The sequence below is a fragment of the Sediminimonas sp. genome, assembly GCF_024637375.1.
Classification (GTDB): domain Bacteria; phylum Pseudomonadota; class Alphaproteobacteria; order Rhodobacterales; family Rhodobacteraceae; genus Sediminimonas.
Genome location: NZ_JAGXFK010000097.1, coordinates 1 through 16,689 on the forward strand (window position 1 = coordinate 1; position 16,689 = coordinate 16,689).

A 16,689-nucleotide genomic window follows, 5' to 3' on the forward strand; every position below is an offset into this window, starting at 1 on the left:
ACCGCTACGTCTGGCTCTATAACCAGAAACTCCCTCAATCAGCCTTGGGCAGCAAAACGCCCTTGCAAGCGATGAAAGACTGGCACAACCTCAAGCCAGAGCTGTTCAAGAAACAGCCATACTACCTTCCGGGATGTGACATCTAAGGACTAGATGATATAAATTTCGTATAGCTTGAAGCAAAGGACGTTGATGATGATCACTAGACGCAGTCAAAGTATTGGTGTCGCCCTAACCGCATTGTTTTTGCTGAGCGCATGCGAGGAGTTTGAGGAAGGGGCGGAATACTTGTTTGGTGGGTCGACGAGGGTTTCTGACGATCAGCCGTTGGGCGGAGTGCTGCAAGATGTAGCGGACGCGTCCGAGGACAAGGAAGAGCCTTTAGGTCGCGATGGCGGTCACTGAGGCACCGGAAGCCAAGTTATGATAGAATGTCGTGCCGTTCTTGCGGCTCGGTGCCGCAGCGGTCGGTTCATCGAATGGTTGCACTGTGGATTCGGGGAGATTTTTCGGCCCCGACCCCTCCATTTCCAGCCGATCGGTCGTGTTCATTCCCGGCTTTAGCGTCGAAGGAGTCGTCCGGTAAAATGAACCGGCCGACAGCCGCAGCAGGCGTCGCAACGGCCGGGCGCATACGCTGATCACTCGCATCGGCATGGACGGCAGCGTGCGTCAGGCGACGTTCCCGGTTGTCGGCCACGATGTCGCGATCGCGCGCGCCGGCCGGGCGCGACACGTTCGGCGATTACACCGCCCCGACGGGCGTGACCGCCGCCCCGCGTGAAAAGGCACGCCGGCGTGCCCATTTGGCAGACTTTCCTGCCGGTCGCTGCGGGTGTAGCGCGCGCTGACCCGGGCGGCGGTGATGCGCGAGGAAGCGCCGGTTGCAAAGTCAAAAGCTGGACAGCGCAGGCCAACTGGCCCTGCGCATATTTGGCCTGCACCGATCATGTGAACGCTGCGTTACAGTTTCACGCAAGCGGGCATTGATAGCCACTGGCACCGGATATGGCGGCTGTGGAAAGGTCCGGACGAGCGTTGAAAATCGGCGCGTCTTGGGCGGGCTGCTGCGGTTTTGCGGCCCGATCTACCCGAGTTCGGGCGTTTCGGTGCACAGAGCCACCGCTCGGGCGAAGATCGCTTGATCAACGGGCAAAATCACGCAAAGCTGATGCCTTGGAGCAGGTCATCGGGGAAATGCCGGGCCAAACGGAAGTCGATATGGGAATAAGGGTTCATGTCAATAATACGAAACAACATACCTCTCTGCGGATATTTTTTTGTAGCATTCATGGTCGCTCTGCCGGCCAGCGCCGACCCCATTCCGGAACCATGGCAATCCGAGCGCGAAACAGTCATCGCAATAACGGACAAGGCATGCAGCGGTGATGAGGGCGCCATCTCGGAGGTTCACAGCCGTCTTTCAGAGAATGATCCGGTCATGATGAACGCAACCGGATGGTTGCACTCCAATTGTGATGCGTTCAAGTCCATGACGAAAGAAGAAACAAGAGTCTACCAGCGGAAATCGGCACTGGCAGGGTTTCCAATCGCGATGTCGAATTACGGTGTGGCCTTGATACGCGGCGATCTCGGCGCCGCCAAAGACCTTTCAACAGGTTTGGCTTTGATGGACCAATCCATCGAAGCGGGATATGGTACGGCTGCCCTGATCCTTGCAGAGTTCTACGCCAAGGGCGAATGGTTGCCGCGTGATATAGAAAAGGCACGCCCATACATTCGCATGGCGAAAGCAGAGGATGTTTCACCTGACGAAATCGCGAGCGTGCAAGCACTGATCGCCGACGCCGCGGCAGAAGAGCCAAATAAGTCGACTGAAGATCAGTCTCCTGCGCCTTCTGTTCAACAGGCCAATAAAGGATTGGATGCTACCGCCTCTGATGACATCGGAACCCTGTGTGAACCGCCGAAAGGCGATGTTAGTCCATTTGCCGGGACGGAATATGATTTGCGCAATGTTGCAGCAAAGTGTACTTCAGCTTACCCGAGAGATGATGATTATGGTCCGCAAGTTCGGTGGGAAAGCTACGTTGCGAGGCGCTGTCAATCAATTTATAGGCTTCGTTTCACAGGAAACGAAGCGCCGGATTACAAGGAAGCCTGCATCATGGCGGAACGAAGTTTCCGTGAAAAATCAGCGGAGTGGATAGGCAGAAAGGTGATTGACCGTGTGAAGCCTCCAGTGTGCACCTCTGTGCTTACAGAAGGCCCGGACGGGGAGAAGTTTTATAGCTGTTCGGTCTATTTCTCGACGGATAAAAATAACGGTCCTGCGAAACCCTTGAGGGATGATGCCATAATCATTGAAAACTAGTGTCCGCCACCTGACACAAGACACCCCAGGGAAGCAGGTAACGGACACTTGTCCGGCATCCTTGAGCGAGACGGTCAGATGACGGGTTCGAGCCCTTTGCGCCGGATCAGGCCGGCGCGGTATTGGCAGCGCGTGGCCTTGGGCAGGCATTGGGCAACCGGCTGAGGTGCCGCGCGGTGCCCGACCGCCGGGTGGGCGCAGCAACACTTGTGTCGCGCACTTTATGCCGGCCAAATACATCCGCGTTATCATCAGCTTGATACGCTGCAAAAGCGCCCGCCCGAGGGGGCGGTCGGGCGCTGCGCGGCGGCGCGCAAGCGCGCCTTGATTCCGCGCATTGGAGCCACGCCTCAAAGTCCGCAACTAGCCATCCTGACCACTTCCCAAACCGACCCAAGCGCCCGTCCGGCCCATGTTCAGTGCCAGGCGAATTCAGTGCCAGGCGAATCCGATCCGGCGCAACGCGCCCTAGGCTGCCGATCCGCCCACCGTCAGCCCGCCGATCATCACCGTGGGCTGGCCCACGCCGACCGGCACCCATTGGCCGGCCTTGCCGCAGTTGCCGATACCGGGGTCGAGCGCCATGTCGTTGCCCAGCCCGCGGATGCTTTGCAGCGCGGTGGCGCCGTCGCCGATGAGCGTGGCGCCCTTGACCGGCGCGCCGACGCGGCCGTTCCTGACGCGATACGCCTCGGTACAGGAGAACACGAACTTGCCGTTGGTGATGTCGACCTGCCCGCCGCCGAATCCGACTGCGTAGATGCCGTCGTCGAGGTCGGCGAGGATGTCGGCGGGGTTCGCGTCGCCACCCAGCATCAGCGTGTTGGTCATCCGCGGCATCGGCGCGTGGGCATAGCTTTCGCGCCGGCCGTTGCCGGTGGCCTCGGTCCCCATCAGGCGGGCGTTCTGGCGGTCTTGCATGAGGCCCACCAGGATGCCGTCCTCGATCAGCACGTTGCGGCGCGACGGCGTGCCCTCGTCGTCGACGGTGATCGAGCCGCGACGGTCGGGCAGGGTGCCGTCGTCCACCACGGTGACGCCGGGGGCGGCGACGCGGCTGCCCATCAGCCCGGCGAAGGCGGAGCTGCCCTTGCGGTTGAAATCGCCCTCCAGGCCGTGGCCCACGGCCTCGTGCAGCAGGATACCGGGCCAGCCGGGGCCGAGCACCACGTCCATCACCCCGGCCGGCGCCGGTTCGGCCCGCAGGTTGACCAGCGCGATGCGCAACGCCTCCTGCGTCCTGGCCTGCCAGCCGGCCGCGTCGAGCGCGCCCTCCAGCCCGCCGCGCCCGCCGCCGCCGGCGGTGCCCTGTTCGCGGCGGCCGTCCTGTTCGACGATCACCGACACATTGAGCCGCGACATCGGGCGCACGTCGCGCAGGTGGCTGCCGTCGGCGCGCAGGATCTCGATTTCCTGGCACGACGCGGCGATGGTGGCGGTGACCTGCACGACGCGCGGGTCGAGGTCGCGTGCGTAGGCGTCGATCTCGCGCAGGGTGTCGACCTTGGCCGGAAAGGCCGCGCCGGCGATCGGGTCGGCATCGGTATAGAGCCTGCGGTTGGTGCGTGGCGGCGGTGGCGCCAGGGTACCGCCGCCGTCACGCACCGCAAGGCGGGCGGTTTCGGCGCCGCGGCCGAGCGCGGCGGCCGAGATTTCGGAGGAATGGGCATAGCCGGTGGCCTCGCCGCGCACCGCGCGCAGGCCGAAACCCTCGGCCGCGTCATAGCTGGCGGTGCGCAGGCGGCCATCGTCGAAAACCAGCGCCTCGGCGCGGCGCCGTTCGAGAAACAGCTCGCCGTCGTCGGCCCCGCGCAGCGTGCCGCGCAGCGTCGCCAGCGTGGCGTCGGGATCGAGCGCGTCTTCGAGGGGGCGAAAAGGCGTATCTGTCATATTTGTTTTTCCAGTCTTTTCAGCAGCGGGAATTTGATCTAGATCAAAGGCCAGCGTCCGTTTGCCGCATTCAGGGTCGTTGTCTTGTGAACAAGACTATGGTCCGTTGGTGGACAAGGACAACCGGTTTCACGCACTTGCGGTGCCGGCGAGACAAAACAAGAACCGGAAACGCCTCAACCTAATCAGGGTGAACAATGCGACCTATCCTCAGCTTCCTGGCCGGCCTGTCGGCCCTCTTCGCCGGCCCTGCGCTTGCGCAGGACAACATGCAGATCATCGGCCAGCCCAAGCAGGGCGGAATCGGCTTTCAGCCCGCCGGAACCGACCTGGCGCGCGACCAGCAATGGCTGGATGGCATGATCCTTGTGATCATCGCCGCGATCACGCTGTTCGTCTGCGCGTTGCTGCTGATCGTGATCGTGCGCTACAACAAGCGCGTCAACCCGACCCCGGCGCGGTTCACGCATAACTCGCCTCTCGAAGTGGCGTGGACCATCGTGCCGATCGTGATCCTGGTGTTCATCGGCGCCTTCAGCCTGCCGGTGCTGTTCAAGCAGCAGGAATTCCCCGAGGGCGACATCAACATCAAGGTCACCGGGTACCAGTGGTTCTGGGGCTATGAATACACCGACCACGATTTCGGCTTCGAAAGCTTCATGCTGGGCCGGGATGCGCTGGAGGAGCATGGCTACAGCCAGGACGAATACAAGCTGGCGACCGACACCGCCGTGGTGGTGCCGGTGGACAAGACCGTGGTGATGCGGGTGACCGGTGCGGATGTCATCCATAGCTGGACGATCCCCGCCTTCGGCGTCAAGCAGGACGCGGTACCGGGGCGGCTGGCGCAGTTGTGGTTCAAGGCGGAAAAGGAAGGCGTCTATTTCGGCCAGTGCACGCAGCTTTGCGGCAAGGACCACGCCTACATGCCGATCACCGTCAAGGTCGTCAGCCAGGAGGAATACGACAAGTGGCTGGACGGCGCGATCGCGGAATACGCGGGCACGCCGCGCGACGTCGAGGTCGCCTCGGCGGCGGAGTGATCGCCGCGCGCGCCGGCCCGCCGGCGCGTGGTGACTTGTTCAGCGCCGGGCGGCGCGCACCCTCGCGCAAGCCCGGGCACGGAGGACCAGGATGACCGATACCAGTCTCAACACCCAGGCACCGACCGGCGAGGCGGGGTTCGGCGACTACTTCGCCCTGCTCAAGCCGCGGGTCATGTCGCTGGTGGTGTTCACCGCCGCGGTGGGGCTGTTGGCGGCGCCGGTGGCGGTGCACCCGGTCGTGGCGCTGGCGTCGGTGCTGTTCATCGCCGTGGGCGCGGGCGCATCCGGGGCGCTGAACATGTGGTGGGACGCGGATATCGACCAGGTGATGAAACGCACCGCCGGGCGCCCGGTGCCGTCAGGCCGGGTGGCCCCGCAGGAGGCGCTGGCGCTGGGCACGGCGTTGTCGGGCATGGCGGTGGTGATGCTGGCGCTGGCATCCAACTTCGTCGCCGCCGGCTTGCTGGCCTTCACCATCTTCTTTTACGCGGTGATCTACACGATGTGGCTCAAGCGCTGGACGCCGCAGAACATCGTTATCGGCGGTGCCGCGGGGGCGTTCCCGCCGATGATCGGCTGGGCCGCGGCGACCGGCGGGGTGAGCGTGGAATCTGTGCTGATGTTCGCGCTGATCTTCGTGTGGACGCCGCCGCATTTCTGGGCGCTGTGCCTGTTCATGAATTCCGACTACGAAAAGGCCGGCGTGCCGATGCTGACGGTGACCCACGGGCGCCGCGTGACCCGGCGGCACGTCCTGGCCTATACCCTGCTGCTGGCGCCGCTGGCGGTGGGCACCGCGTTCACCTCGATCGGCGGGCCGATCTACCTGGCGGTGGCGGTGGTGCTCAATGCGCTGTTCGTGAAAGGCGCGGTCGACATCTGGCGCCGTGACGAGACCCGGGCGCAGGCGGACAAGTACCGCGTCGAAAAGCGGTTCTTCGGGCTGTCGCTGCTTTACCTCTTTGCCCATTTCGGTGCCATCCTGGCCGAGGCCGCGCTGGCGCCCTATGGCATCGGAGGCTGGTGATGAGCTTTCGCGTCGAACACGAGCTGCACAAGCGCAGGCGGGGGCGCAACATCGGCCTCGGCCTTGTGCTGGCGGCGTTCATCGCGCTGGTGTTCGGGCTGACGGTGGTCAAGGTCACGCGCGGCGACATGCAGATGCCGAGCGCCGAGCAGGTGGGGGCGGACAACTGATGGCAATAGACAAGCGGCAAAAGACGGTCGCCACGCTGGTCGGCATCGTGGTGCTGATGGGCGGGCTCGCCTGGGCGTCGGTGCCGTTCTACGACTGGTTCTGCCGGGTCACCGGATTCGGCGGCATCACCGGCGTGGCCGAGGCCGGGTCGGACAAGATACTCGACGAGACGATCAAGGTCCGCTTCGACGGCTCCAGGGAGCGCGGCATGCCGTGGGAGTTCAAGCCCATGCAGCGCGAGATGGAGCTGCGCATCGGCGAGACGGGGCTGGCCTTCTACGAGGCCTACAACCCCACCGACGAGCCCATCGCGGGGCGGGCGTCCTACAACGTCACGCCCTACGAGGCCGGCGGCTTTTTCACCAAGATCGACTGCTTCTGCTTTACCGAGCAGGTTCTGCAACCCGGCGAGCGGGTCGAGATGCCGGTGACCTTCTACGTTGACCCCGAGATCGTGGACGACCGCGAAGGCCAGTACGTCCACCAGATCACCCTGTCCTACACTTTCTACCAGATCGACCTGCCCGAGGAGGTCCAGGCCGCCCTGCCGCAGGACAGCGACACAAACCTGAATTAAGAGACCTTCCAACGAGGGAAAAATCGAGATGGCGCACGAGAAAAACCACGACTATCACATACTGACCCCCTCCATCTGGCCGTTCCTCGGTGCATTGGCGGGTTTCGTCATGCTTTTCGGGGCGGTGCTGTTCATGCGCGACGGCATGCCGTGGATGTTCCTGATCGGGTTCGCCGGCGTGCTTTACGTCATGTTCGGCTGGTGGTCGGACGTGATCGCCGAGGCGCAGGTCGGCGACCACACGCCGGTGGTGCGCATCGGGCTGCGCTACGGGTTTGTCCTGTTCATCATGTCCGAGATCATGTTCTTCGCGGCGTGGTTCTGGACCTTCTTCAAGCATGCGCTCTATCCAATGGGGCCGCTCAGCCCCATCAAGGACGGGCAATGGCCGCCGGCGGGGATCGAGACCTTCGACCCCTGGCACCTGCCGCTGATCAACACGCTGATCCTGCTGTGTTCGGGGGCGGCGGCGACCTGGGCACACCATGCGCTGGTGCATGAAAACAACCGCAAGGACATGAAAACCGGTCTTGCCATCGCGATCGTGCTGGGCATCCTTTTCACCGTCTTCCAGGCCTACGAATACAGCCACGCGGCGTTCGGCTTTGCCGGAAACATCTACGGCGCGACCTTCTTCATGGCCACCGGGTTTCACGGCGCGCACGTCATCATCGGCACGATCTTTCTGCTGGTGTGCCTGATTCGGGCGCAGCGGGGCCATTTCACCCCCGAACGCCATGTGGGCTTCGAGGCGGCGGCCTGGTACTGGCACTTCGTCGACGTGGTCTGGCTGTTCCTGTTCGCCGCGATCTACATCTGGGGCGGTTGACCGTCATCGCATGTGTCGCCGCGGCGGCTTCGGCCTGTTTGCGGTTGAAAAAGGCCGGACAAGAGGCAAAAAGGCGGGGCGCGCGATTTTCGCGCGCCTCGGCCGTTTTCAGGGGGCTGTCGGTTGAAGCGCATTGTGATCCCGTTGATCTTTGGCCTTGCCGGTGCGGCGGTGCTCGTTGCCCTGGGTGTCTGGCAGATGCAGCGCCTTGCCTGGAAAGAAGGCGTGCTGGCCGAAATCGACGCGCGGATCGCGGCACCGCCCGAGGCGCTGCCGGCAACGCCCGAGATGGGGCGAGACCGCTACCGCCCGGTCAGGGTGCGCGGGGAATTGACGGGCGACCCGCTGCGCGTGCTGGTCAGCCGCAAGCAGATCGGCGCCGGATACCGCATCATCGCACCCTTCGTTTCCGGGGGCGGCCGGCGCATCATGGTGGACCTGGGGTTCATCCCCACCGATGCCGAACCGGCCGAGATCGACGGGCGCCGCGTGGACATCACCGGCAACCTGCACTGGCCCGACGAGGTTGACGACTTCACCCCCGCGCCCGATATGGATGCCGGCATCTGGTTCGCCCGCGACGTGCCGGCGATGGCTGCGCGGCTCGATACCGAGCCGGTTCTGGTGATCGCGCGCACCGTCAGCCCGCCGATGGCGCGGGTCGAGCCGCTGCCGGTGGATACATCCGCCATCCCCAACGATCACCTGGGCTACGCGGTGACGTGGTTCTTGCTGGCCGTTGTCTGGCTGGCGATGACCTGGGCGCTGATCCGGCGCGGCAGGCAAGGCATGAAAGGCAGGACGACGTGAAATACATCTCGACGCGCGGCAGGGCGCCGGTTCTCGATTTCGAAGCAGCCATGCTTACCGGGCTGGCGCGCGATGGCGGGCTTTACCTGCCGCAGTCGCTGCCGCGCTGGTCGGCGGCCGATATCGCCGCGCTGGCGGGCCTGCCCTACGAGGAAGCGGCGTACCGCGTCATGCGCCCCTTCGTCGGCGACAGTTTCAGCGACGGCGAACTGCGCGGGATCATCGAACGCGCCTATGCCGGCTTTGGCCATGCCGCCCGCGCGCCGCTGGTGCAACTGGGGTCGGGCCATTTCCTGCTGGAGCTGTTCCACGGCCCGACGCTGGCGTTCAAGGATTTCGCCATGCAGCTTATCGGCCAGATGTTCGAGGCGGCGCTGACGCGCTCGGGCCGGCGGGTGTGCATCGTGGGCGCGACATCGGGCGATACCGGCTCGGCCGCGATCGAGGCGTTTCGCGGCCTCGACGCGGTGGACGTGTTCATCCTCTTCCCGCATGGCCGCGTCAGCGAGGTGCAGCGCCGCCAGATGACCACGCCGACCGAGGCCAACGTGCACGCGCTGGCCATCGACGGCCATTTCGACGATGCGCAGGCGCGCGTGAAGGACATGTTCAACGATTTCTCCTTCCGCGACGAAGTGAACCTTGCCGGTGTCAACAGCATCAACTGGGCGCGGGTGCTGGCGCAGGTGGTCTACTACTTCACCGCCGCCGTTTCCCTGGGCGCACCGCATCGCAAGGTCAGCTTCACGGTGCCCACCGGCAATTTCGGCGACGTGTTCGCGGGCTACATCGCCCGGGCGATGGGGCTTCCGATCGACCGACTGGTGGTGGCGACCAACCGCAACGACATCCTGCACCGCTGCTTGCAGAGCGGCGATTACCGCCTCGAAGGCGTGGCGCCCACGATCAGCCCGTCGATGGACATCCAGGTCAGTTCGAATTTCGAACGCGCGCTGTTCTACGCCTACGGGCAGGACGGCGCCGTGGTGTCGCGGGTGATGGACGAGCTGAACACCGGCGGTTTCCATGTCAGCCAGGGCGCGCTGGAGGCGCTGCGCGAGGTGTTCGACTCGGGCAGCGTGGGTGAGGACGAGACCCTTCGCACCATCGCTGCCACCCATGCCGCCACCGGCGAGGTGCTGTGCCCGCATACCGCCGTGGGCGTCAACGTGGCCGAGCGTCTGCGCGATCCGGCCACGCCGATGGTCACGCTGGCCACGGCGCACCCGGCCAAGTTTCCCGATGCGGTCGAACAGGCCACCGGCCAGCGCCCGTCACTGCCTCCGCGCATGGCCGATCTGTTCGAGAAGCCCGAGCGGGTAAGCCGCGTGGACAACGACCTTTCGGCCATCGAGGCCCTGATCAGAGAGCGGACTGCCCAATGACCGTGCGCATAACCACCCTGTCCAATGGCTTTCGCGTCGTCACCGAACACATGCCGGGCCTGGAATCGGCGGCGCTCGGCGTCTGGGTGCTGTCGGGCGGGCGTCACGAGCAGGCCGATGAAAACGGCATCGCGCATTTCCTGGAACACATGGCGTTCAAGGGCACCGCGCGCCGCAACGCCGTGCAGATCGCCGAGGCGATCGAGGACGTGGGCGGCTACATGAATGCCTATACCTCGCGCGAGGCGACGGCCTATTACGCGCGGGTGTTGCGCGCCGATGTGCCGCTGGCGCTGGACGTGATCGGCGACATCGTCCTGAACTCGGTGTTCGATGCGCGCGAGATCGAGCTGGAGCGCGGCGTGATCCTGCAGGAGATCGGGCAGGCGGCCGATACCCCCGACGACATCATCTTCGACTGGTTGCAGGAACGCGCCTACCCCGGTCAGCCGCTGGGGCGCCCGATCTTGGGACCGGCCGAGCGCGTGCGCGGTTTCGGCCGCGACGACCTGGCCGGGTTCGTCAGCCGCCACTACGGCCCCGGCAACATGATCCTGGCGGCCGCGGGTGCGGTCGATCACGACGACCTGGCGCGGCGCGCCGAGGCGACGTTCGGCGCGCTGCCCGCCGTTTCGGTGCCGGTGCAGGAACACGCGGCGTTTTCGGGCGGTGAATTGCGGGTGGAAAAGGCGCTGGAACAGGCGCATTTCGCGATGGCCTTCGAAGGGCCGTCGATCACCGCGCCCGACATCCAGACCGCGCAGGTGCTTGGGGCCGCGTTTGGCGGCGGCATGTCCAGCCGCCTGTTCCAGGAACTGCGCGAACGGCGCGGCCTATGCTACACCATCTTCGCGCAGGCGGGTGCGTTTTCCGACACCGGCATGATGACGCTGTACGCCGGCACCTCGGCCGACCAGATCGGCGATCTGGTGGGCATCACGCTGGACGAGATGAAGCGCGCCGCCGACGACATGAGCGAAGCCGAGCTGGCCCGCGCCCGCGCGCAGCTCAAGGCCGGGTTGCTGATGGGGTTGGAGAGCCCCTCGAACCGGGCCGAGCGGCTGGCGCGGCTGTTGCAGATTCGCGGCCGGGTGCCGCCGCCCGAGGAGGTCGTCGCCGAAATCGACGCGGTCACCGTGGCCGGGGTGCGCGACATGGCCGGGCGCATGGCGACCGAGGCGCCGAGTGCGCTGGCGCTTTACGGCCCCGTGGCCAAGGCGCCCGATTGGCAGACGCTGCAAGACCGGCGCGCCGCCTGATGCTGCGGCTGCGGCGAAAGATGCGCATCGAGACCGAGCGTCTGTCCCTGCGCACGCCGCTGCACGCCGATTTCCGCGCCTGGACATCGCTGCGCCGCGAAAGCGCCGATTTCCTTACCCCGTGGGAGCCAAGCTGGGCCGCCGATCACCTGTCGCGGCGGGCGTTTTCCAACCGCGTCTACTGGGCCAGCCGGTCGGTCGCGGCGGGCACCGCGATGCCGCTTTTCCTGATCCGGCGCACCGACGAGGCGCTGCTGGGTGCGATCACGCTTGACAATATCCGCCGCGGGCCGGCGCAGGCGGGCACGCTGGGGTACTGGATCGGGCAGCCGCACGCGCGCCAGGGCTACATGCGCGAGGCGATCGAGGCGGTCGTCCACCACGCCTTTCACCGGCTCGACGTGAGCCGGGTCGAGGCCGCCTGCCTGCCCGAGAACGCCGCCTCGCGCGGGGTGCTTGAGCGGTGCGGATTCAAGTACGAGGGCGTCGCGCAAAGCTACCTGCAGATCGACGGGCGCTGGCGCACGCATGTGCTTTATGCCGCGCTGCGGCCCGACCGGCGCGGCCGCACCGACGCCCGCTGAGCATGGTGCGCCGCTGGACGCGCGCGCCGGGCGTGCTATGACCGCACCCATGGCCCTGAACCCCGTCACCCCCGCCCTGGTCGCGGCGCTGCGCGCCGAACTGCCCGCCGCCGCGCTGCGCGAGGCGGCGCCGCACTACCTGGAAGAGCCGCGCGGCCGCTGGACCGGGCAGGCGGGGCTGGTGGTTGCGCCGGGCTCGACCGCGGACGTGGCGCTGGTCATGCGCCACGCGCACGCCGCGCGGGTGCCGGTGGTGCCCTATGGTGGCGGCACCGGGCTGGTGGGCGGGCAGGTCATGCCCGAGGGGCCGGCGCCGTTGCTGCTGTCGTTGGAACGCATGCAGGCGGTGCGCGGCATCTGGCCCGACGAGAACGTGATCGCGGTCGAGGCCGGCGCGATCCTGTCGGACATCCACGACGCCGCCGCGGGCGCGGGCCGGCTGTTTCCGCTGAGCATTGCCGCCAAGGGATCGGCGCGGATTGGCGGCAACCTGGCCACCAACGCCGGCGGCTCGAACGTGCTGCGCTACGGCAATGCGCGCGAGCTGTGCCTGGGGCTGGAGGCGGTGCTGCCGGACGGGCGCGTATGGAACGGGCTGTCGCGGTTGCGCAAGGACAACACCGGCTATGACCTGCGCGATCTGTTCATCGGTTCCGAGGGTACGCTGGGGGTCATCACCGCGGCCAGCCTCAAGCTGTTCGCGCCGCCTGCGTCCGAGGGGTGTGCGCTGCTGGTCGTGCCCGGCCCGGCCGAGGCGCTGCGCCTGCTGGCGATGGCGCGGGCCCGCATGGGCGAAGGGATCAGCGCCTTTGAACTCATCCACCGGCAGGGGCTGGATTTCCTGGCGGAAACGCTGCCCCGGGTGCGTCAGCCCTTTGCCACGCCGCCCGAATGGACGGTGCTGGTCGATGTCGGGCTTGCCCGCGGGCTGGACCCGGCCGAGGCGCTGGAAGGGCTTTTTGCCGAGGCCCATGGTGCCGGGCTGGTCAGCGACGGCGTGATCGCGCAAAGCCGGGCGCAGCGCGATGATTTCTGGGCCGTGCGCGAACAGATCCCCGAGGCCAACCGCCGCATCGGGTCGGTGTCCAGCCACGACATATCGCTGCCCCTGGGGGCGATCGCGGATTTCATCGCGCGCGGGCATGCGGCCATTGCCGCGATCGGGGACTTTCGCATCAATTGTTTCGGTCACCTGGGCGACGGCAACCTGCATTACAACGTCTTTCCGATACCGGGACACAGCCGCGCCGATCACGCGCACCAGCGCGACCGGGTCAAGCGCACGGTGCATGATCTGGTGCATGAAATGGGCGGATCGGTCAGCGCCGAACACGGTATCGGGCGGCTCAAGGTGGGCGATCTCGAACGCTACGGCGATCCGGTCAAGCTGGATCTGATGCGCAGCCTCAAGGCGGCGCTCGACCCGGCCGGCATCATGAACCCCGGCGCGGTGCTGCGCGGCTGAGCCGGCGGGGTCAGTCGCCCTCGAAGGCGCAAAGCGTGTGCACGTCCATGCCCATGGCATGCAGTGCCGCGCGCCCGCCCAGGTCGGGCAAATCGACGATGAACGCGCAGCCGACGATGTCGCCGCCCAGCCGTTCGATCAGGCGAATGCCGGCGCGCGCCGTGCCGCCGGTGGCCAGCAGGTCATCGACCAGCAGCACCGTCTCGCCCGGGGCGATGGCGTCGTCATGCAGCTCGATCACCGCCTCGCCGTATTCCAGCGCATAGTCCTCGCTGATCACCGTGCCGGGCAGCTTGCCCTTCTTGCGGATCGGCACGAAGCCGGTGCCCAGTTGATGCGCCACCGCGCCGCCCAGGATGAAGCCGCGCGCCTCCAGCCCGGCGACCTTGTCGATGCGCTTGCCGGCATAGGGGTGCAGCATCTGGTCAACCGCCATGCGAAACCCGCGCGGGTCGGCGAACAGCGTGGTCACGTCGCGGAACATGACCCCCTCGCGGGGGAAATCGACGATGGTGCGGATGTAATCGCGGACGGTCTTGTTCAAGGGGGCCTCCGGGTGCGTCTGCGCGGTTGCGGCGGTCCCCGCATAGGCCAGCCGGCGCGCGAGGGCAAGCTTGCCGCCCGCTCGTGGCCCCGCTCATTGGCGCATGGGGGCAAAGCGGTAGTGCGCCACCCCGTCGGCCAGCGTGTTGATGCCCCACAGCAGGATCGCGAAGGCGCCGACGCAAACCAGGAAGTTCACCGCCGATTGCAGCAGCCGCTGCCATGTCGGGGCGGTTTCAGGCACCAGCGGGATTTCCGGGCGCAGCAACAGCCGCGAGGCGATGTAGCCGAACAGCAATGCCGCCAGGGCCCAATGGATCACGTCGTAGGCCCGGCCATGCGCGGTTACCGACAGGTAGCGCGCCAGCCCGACCATCAGGCTCCAGCGGATGACGTGGAAGGCTTCCTCGGTGAACGCCTCGAAGCGGCGCCCCATGCGATGGCGCCAGGCCTGGTCGGTGATATTGGCCGAAAGGCGTTTCATGCCCCGGTGATGCTCCGTGGCGGCGCCCGCGTCCAGCGGCGGCTGCACCGCCTCGCGCGGGCGTGCGCGAACGTGATCGCGGGCGCCCGCGTTATTCCAGAACGCGGCCCGCCACGGCGTCGAGCCGCGCCAGCAGTTCCGGGTCGCGCTTGTCGGGCGCCGTCAGCAGCGCGTAGTCCAGCGCCCGGTCGCAGCCATGCGGGCAGGGTGCACGGCCGGGCCCCAGCAGCGCCGGTAGCCGTGACACCAGTGCGCGGCCCTTGTCGGCGTTGGCGCTCAGGGTGGCGATGATCTGGCCGATGTCCACCTCGCCGTGGTCGGGGTGCCAGCTGTCGTAATCGGTGATCATGGCCACGGTGGCATAGCAAAGCTCGGCCTCGCGGGCGAGCTTGGCCTCGGGCATGCCGGTCATGCCGATCACGTCGGCGCCCCAGGATTCGCGGTACATGCGCGATTCGGCCAGGGTGGAGAACTGCGGCCCTTCCATGGCCAGGTAGGTGCCGGCCTCGTGCACGCGGATGCCGGCGTCGCGCGCCGCCGCGATGCAGGCCGCCGACAGGCGCTTGCAGGTCGGGCTGGCCATGCTGACATGGCCGACGCAGCCGGCGCCGAAGAAGCTTTTCTCGCGGGCGAAGGTACGGTCGATGAACTGGTCGACGATGACGAAATCGCCCGGCGCCATATGTTCGCGGAACGACCCGCAGGCGCTGACGCTGATCACGTCGGTCACCCCCAGCCGCTTGAGCGCGTCGATATTGGCGCGGTAGGGCACCGAGGACGGCGAATGCACATGCCCGCGCCCGTGGCGGGGCAGAAAGGCCATCTTCACGCCGTCCAGCCGCCCGGTCAGGACCTGGTCCGAGGGCGCTCCCCACGGCGTTTCGACCGTGACCCATTCGGCGGTTTCCAGCCCCTCGATCTCATACAGGCCCGAGCCGCCGATAACCCCGATGCAGGTGTCCATGCCGTCGTTTCCTCTTGCAGTTTCGCGTCGGCAAAGTCTTGGGCGAAAGCCGTGCAAGGCACAAGGCCCGGCCGCGGCCGCTCAGTCGTCGGGGCGCGACAGGGTGAACAGCCGGTCGATCACCGTGTAATCGCGGTAACCCAGCCGCGACAACGGCCGGTAGCGGGTGATGTCGAACAGCCCGTCACGCAGGCAGTCGTCGCGCATGTAGACGCCGGTGACCTCGCCCAGGACCATGAAGTTGCTGTCGCCTTCCAGCGCCACGATCTGCGTCATCCGGCATTCCAGGGCCGCCGGCACACCGGCCACGCGCGCGCAGGAGATGGTTTCGCATTCGACCTTGTCCAACCCGGCATGGGCGAATTCGTCGGTGTCGCCGGGCAGGGTGGCCGATGAGGCGTTCATGGCATGGCGCATCTCGAAGCCCACGATGTTGCAGCAAAACACCCCCGTCTCGCGGATGTTGGCGACCGAATCCTTGGTGCCGTCGCGGTCGGGCTTGACCCCGGTCGAGGCGAACATGACCTGCGGCGGCGTATAGGCCACCGCATTGAAGAACGAATAGGGCGCCAGGTTGTCGTGCCCATCCGCGCCGCGGCTGGAAATCCAGCCGATCGGGCGCGGGGTGACGATGGCGTTGAACGGGTTGTGCGGCAGGCCGTGGCCGTCGCGGGGCTGGTAGAACATGCGATATCTTTCCTGGTCGGCCGCAAGCGGCGCGCGTTTGGTTTGTTATCAGACCTAGCGCCGTGCTAGGCGCGGTTCCACCCGAATTATTGCAAGGGCGCGCGTCCGGTGCTGGAACTTCACGAGGAAACCGAGGCCGACTGCTGGGAGGTCGAGGCGCTTTTCGACCTGAGTTTTGCGCCGGGGCGCGAGGCGTTGTCGTCGTATCGGCTGCGCGACGGCGTGGCGCCGGTGGCGGGGCTTTGCCTTGTGGCGCGTGACGCCGAGGCGGATGGCGTGCTGGGTGGTGCGATCCGCTACTGGCCGGTGCGGGCGGGTGATGCCCCGGCGCTGCTGCTGGGGCCGGTGGCGGTGCACCCCACCCGGCAGGGCGAGGGGCTGGGTGCCTGGCTGATCCGCGACAGCCTGCATCGCGCTGTCGATGCGGGTTGGCGGCGGGTGCTGCTGGTGGGGGATGCGCCCTATTACGGCCGTTTCGGGTTCGCGCGTCTGGACGGTATCGAGATGCCGCCGCCCACCAACCCCGACCGGGTGCTGGGCCGGGCGCTGGTGCCCGGCGCGTGGGACGGCGTGCGCGGTGCGGTCACGCGGGCGCGGGCTTGACAGCCGGGCGCGATGGCGCAAGCTGGGCCG

At 66.5% G+C, this 16,689-nt stretch carries 18 protein-coding genes and 1 pseudogene; 13 read left to right on the plus strand and 6 right to left on the minus strand.

Features of this window, described 5'->3' with window-relative positions:
- A pseudogene (locus tag Q0L89_RS14825) lies at positions 1-146 on the plus strand (IS481 family transposase); the annotation flags it as partial.
- Between the two features lie 235 nt (positions 147-381).
- Here Q0L89_RS14825 and Q0L89_RS14830 read toward each other — a convergent pair.
- Positions 382-552 (minus strand): hypothetical protein, encoded by a 171-nt coding sequence (locus tag Q0L89_RS14830; protein ID WP_296766677.1) that lies wholly within the window; start codon positions 550-552, stop codon positions 382-384.
- A 739-nt stretch (positions 553-1,291) separates the two neighbouring features.
- Here Q0L89_RS14830 and Q0L89_RS14835 point away from each other — a divergent pair.
- On the plus strand, positions 1,292-2,335 hold the full coding sequence (locus tag Q0L89_RS14835; protein WP_296766679.1) for a hypothetical protein: 1,044 nt from the start codon (positions 1,292-1,294) through the stop codon (positions 2,333-2,335).
- A 468-nt stretch (positions 2,336-2,803) separates the two neighbouring features.
- Here the strand turns inward: Q0L89_RS14835 and tldD are convergent, their stop codons facing one another.
- Positions 2,804-4,225, minus strand: a complete 1,422-nt coding sequence (tldD, locus tag Q0L89_RS14840; protein ID WP_296766680.1) for a metalloprotease TldD — start codon at positions 4,223-4,225, stop codon at positions 2,804-2,806.
- Positions 4,226-4,422: 197 nt separating this feature from the next.
- Here tldD and coxB point away from each other — a divergent pair, with 197 nt between their 5' ends.
- The 10 genes from coxB (at position 4,423) to Q0L89_RS14890 (ending at position 13,378) form a co-directional block, all read left to right on the plus strand.
- Positions 4,423-5,268: a cytochrome c oxidase subunit II gene (gene coxB / locus Q0L89_RS14845; protein WP_296766683.1), complete on the plus strand. Its 846-nt coding sequence runs from the start codon at positions 4,423-4,425 to the stop codon at positions 5,266-5,268.
- A 91-nt stretch (positions 5,269-5,359) separates the two neighbouring features.
- Positions 5,360-6,298 (plus strand): heme o synthase, encoded by a 939-nt coding sequence (cyoE, locus tag Q0L89_RS14850; RefSeq protein ID WP_296766685.1) that lies wholly within the window; start codon positions 5,360-5,362, stop codon positions 6,296-6,298.
- On the plus strand, positions 6,298-6,468 hold the full coding sequence (locus tag Q0L89_RS14855) for a hypothetical protein (protein WP_296766687.1): 171 nt from the start codon (positions 6,298-6,300) through the stop codon (positions 6,466-6,468). Before cyoE ends, Q0L89_RS14855 begins: the two co-directional genes overlap by 1 nt.
- Positions 6,468-7,046 (plus strand): cytochrome c oxidase assembly protein, encoded by a 579-nt coding sequence (locus tag Q0L89_RS14860; protein ID WP_296766690.1) that lies wholly within the window; start codon positions 6,468-6,470, stop codon positions 7,044-7,046. Before Q0L89_RS14855 ends, Q0L89_RS14860 begins: the two co-directional genes overlap by 1 nt.
- Positions 7,047-7,074: 28 nt before the next feature.
- Positions 7,075-7,875, plus strand: coding sequence for a cytochrome c oxidase subunit 3 (locus Q0L89_RS14865; RefSeq protein WP_296766693.1), 801 nt, complete (start codon positions 7,075-7,077; stop codon positions 7,873-7,875).
- A gap of 123 nt (positions 7,876-7,998) precedes the next feature.
- Entirely contained in the window at positions 7,999-8,685 is a 687-nt protein-coding gene (locus Q0L89_RS14870; protein ID WP_296766695.1) for an SURF1 family protein, read from the plus strand.
- The gene (gene thrC / locus Q0L89_RS14875) at positions 8,682-10,070 is read left to right on the plus strand and encodes a threonine synthase (RefSeq protein ID WP_296766697.1); all 1,389 of its coding nucleotides are present in this window, start codon (positions 8,682-8,684) and stop codon (positions 10,068-10,070) included. The genes Q0L89_RS14870 and thrC overlap by 4 nt, the downstream gene beginning before the upstream one ends.
- A complete protein-coding gene (locus Q0L89_RS14880; protein ID WP_296766700.1) occupies positions 10,067-11,329 on the plus strand; it encodes a pitrilysin family protein in 1,263 nt (420 codons plus the stop codon). The genes thrC and Q0L89_RS14880 overlap by 4 nt, the downstream gene beginning before the upstream one ends.
- Positions 11,329-11,913, plus strand: a complete 585-nt coding sequence (locus Q0L89_RS14885; protein WP_296766701.1) for a GNAT family protein — start codon at positions 11,329-11,331, stop codon at positions 11,911-11,913. The genes Q0L89_RS14880 and Q0L89_RS14885 overlap by 1 nt, the downstream gene beginning before the upstream one ends.
- Before the next feature lie 37 nt (positions 11,914-11,950).
- Positions 11,951-13,378, plus strand: coding sequence for an FAD-binding oxidoreductase (locus Q0L89_RS14890; RefSeq protein ID WP_296766703.1), 1,428 nt, complete (start codon positions 11,951-11,953; stop codon positions 13,376-13,378).
- Positions 13,379-13,388: 10 nt separating this feature from the next.
- On the opposite strand, the gene Q0L89_RS14895 is transcribed toward Q0L89_RS14890, so the two are convergent.
- The 4 genes from Q0L89_RS14895 to Q0L89_RS14910 all read right to left on the minus strand — a co-directional run bounded on the left by Q0L89_RS14895 (position 13,389) and on the right by Q0L89_RS14910 (position 16,056).
- Positions 13,389-13,922 carry an adenine phosphoribosyltransferase gene (locus Q0L89_RS14895; RefSeq protein ID WP_296766704.1) on the minus strand — a complete coding sequence of 178 codons (534 nt, stop codon included), beginning with the start codon at positions 13,920-13,922 and terminating at the stop codon, positions 13,389-13,391.
- A gap of 93 nt (positions 13,923-14,015) precedes the next feature.
- A complete protein-coding gene (locus Q0L89_RS14900) occupies positions 14,016-14,405 on the minus strand; it encodes a hypothetical protein (protein ID WP_296766706.1) in 390 nt (129 codons plus the stop codon).
- A 91-nt stretch (positions 14,406-14,496) separates the two neighbouring features.
- Entirely contained in the window at positions 14,497-15,369 is an 873-nt protein-coding gene (locus Q0L89_RS14905; RefSeq protein WP_296766708.1) for an S-methyl-5'-thioadenosine phosphorylase, read from the minus strand.
- A gap of 81 nt (positions 15,370-15,450) precedes the next feature.
- Entirely contained in the window at positions 15,451-16,056 is a 606-nt protein-coding gene (locus tag Q0L89_RS14910) for a flavin reductase family protein (RefSeq protein WP_296766709.1), read from the minus strand.
- 108 nt (positions 16,057-16,164) lie between these two features.
- On the opposite strand from Q0L89_RS14910, the gene Q0L89_RS14915 reads away from it, so the two are divergent.
- Positions 16,165-16,659, plus strand: a complete 495-nt coding sequence (locus Q0L89_RS14915) for a GNAT family N-acetyltransferase (RefSeq protein WP_296766711.1) — start codon at positions 16,165-16,167, stop codon at positions 16,657-16,659.
- The last annotated feature ends 30 nt before the right edge of the window (positions 16,660-16,689 follow it).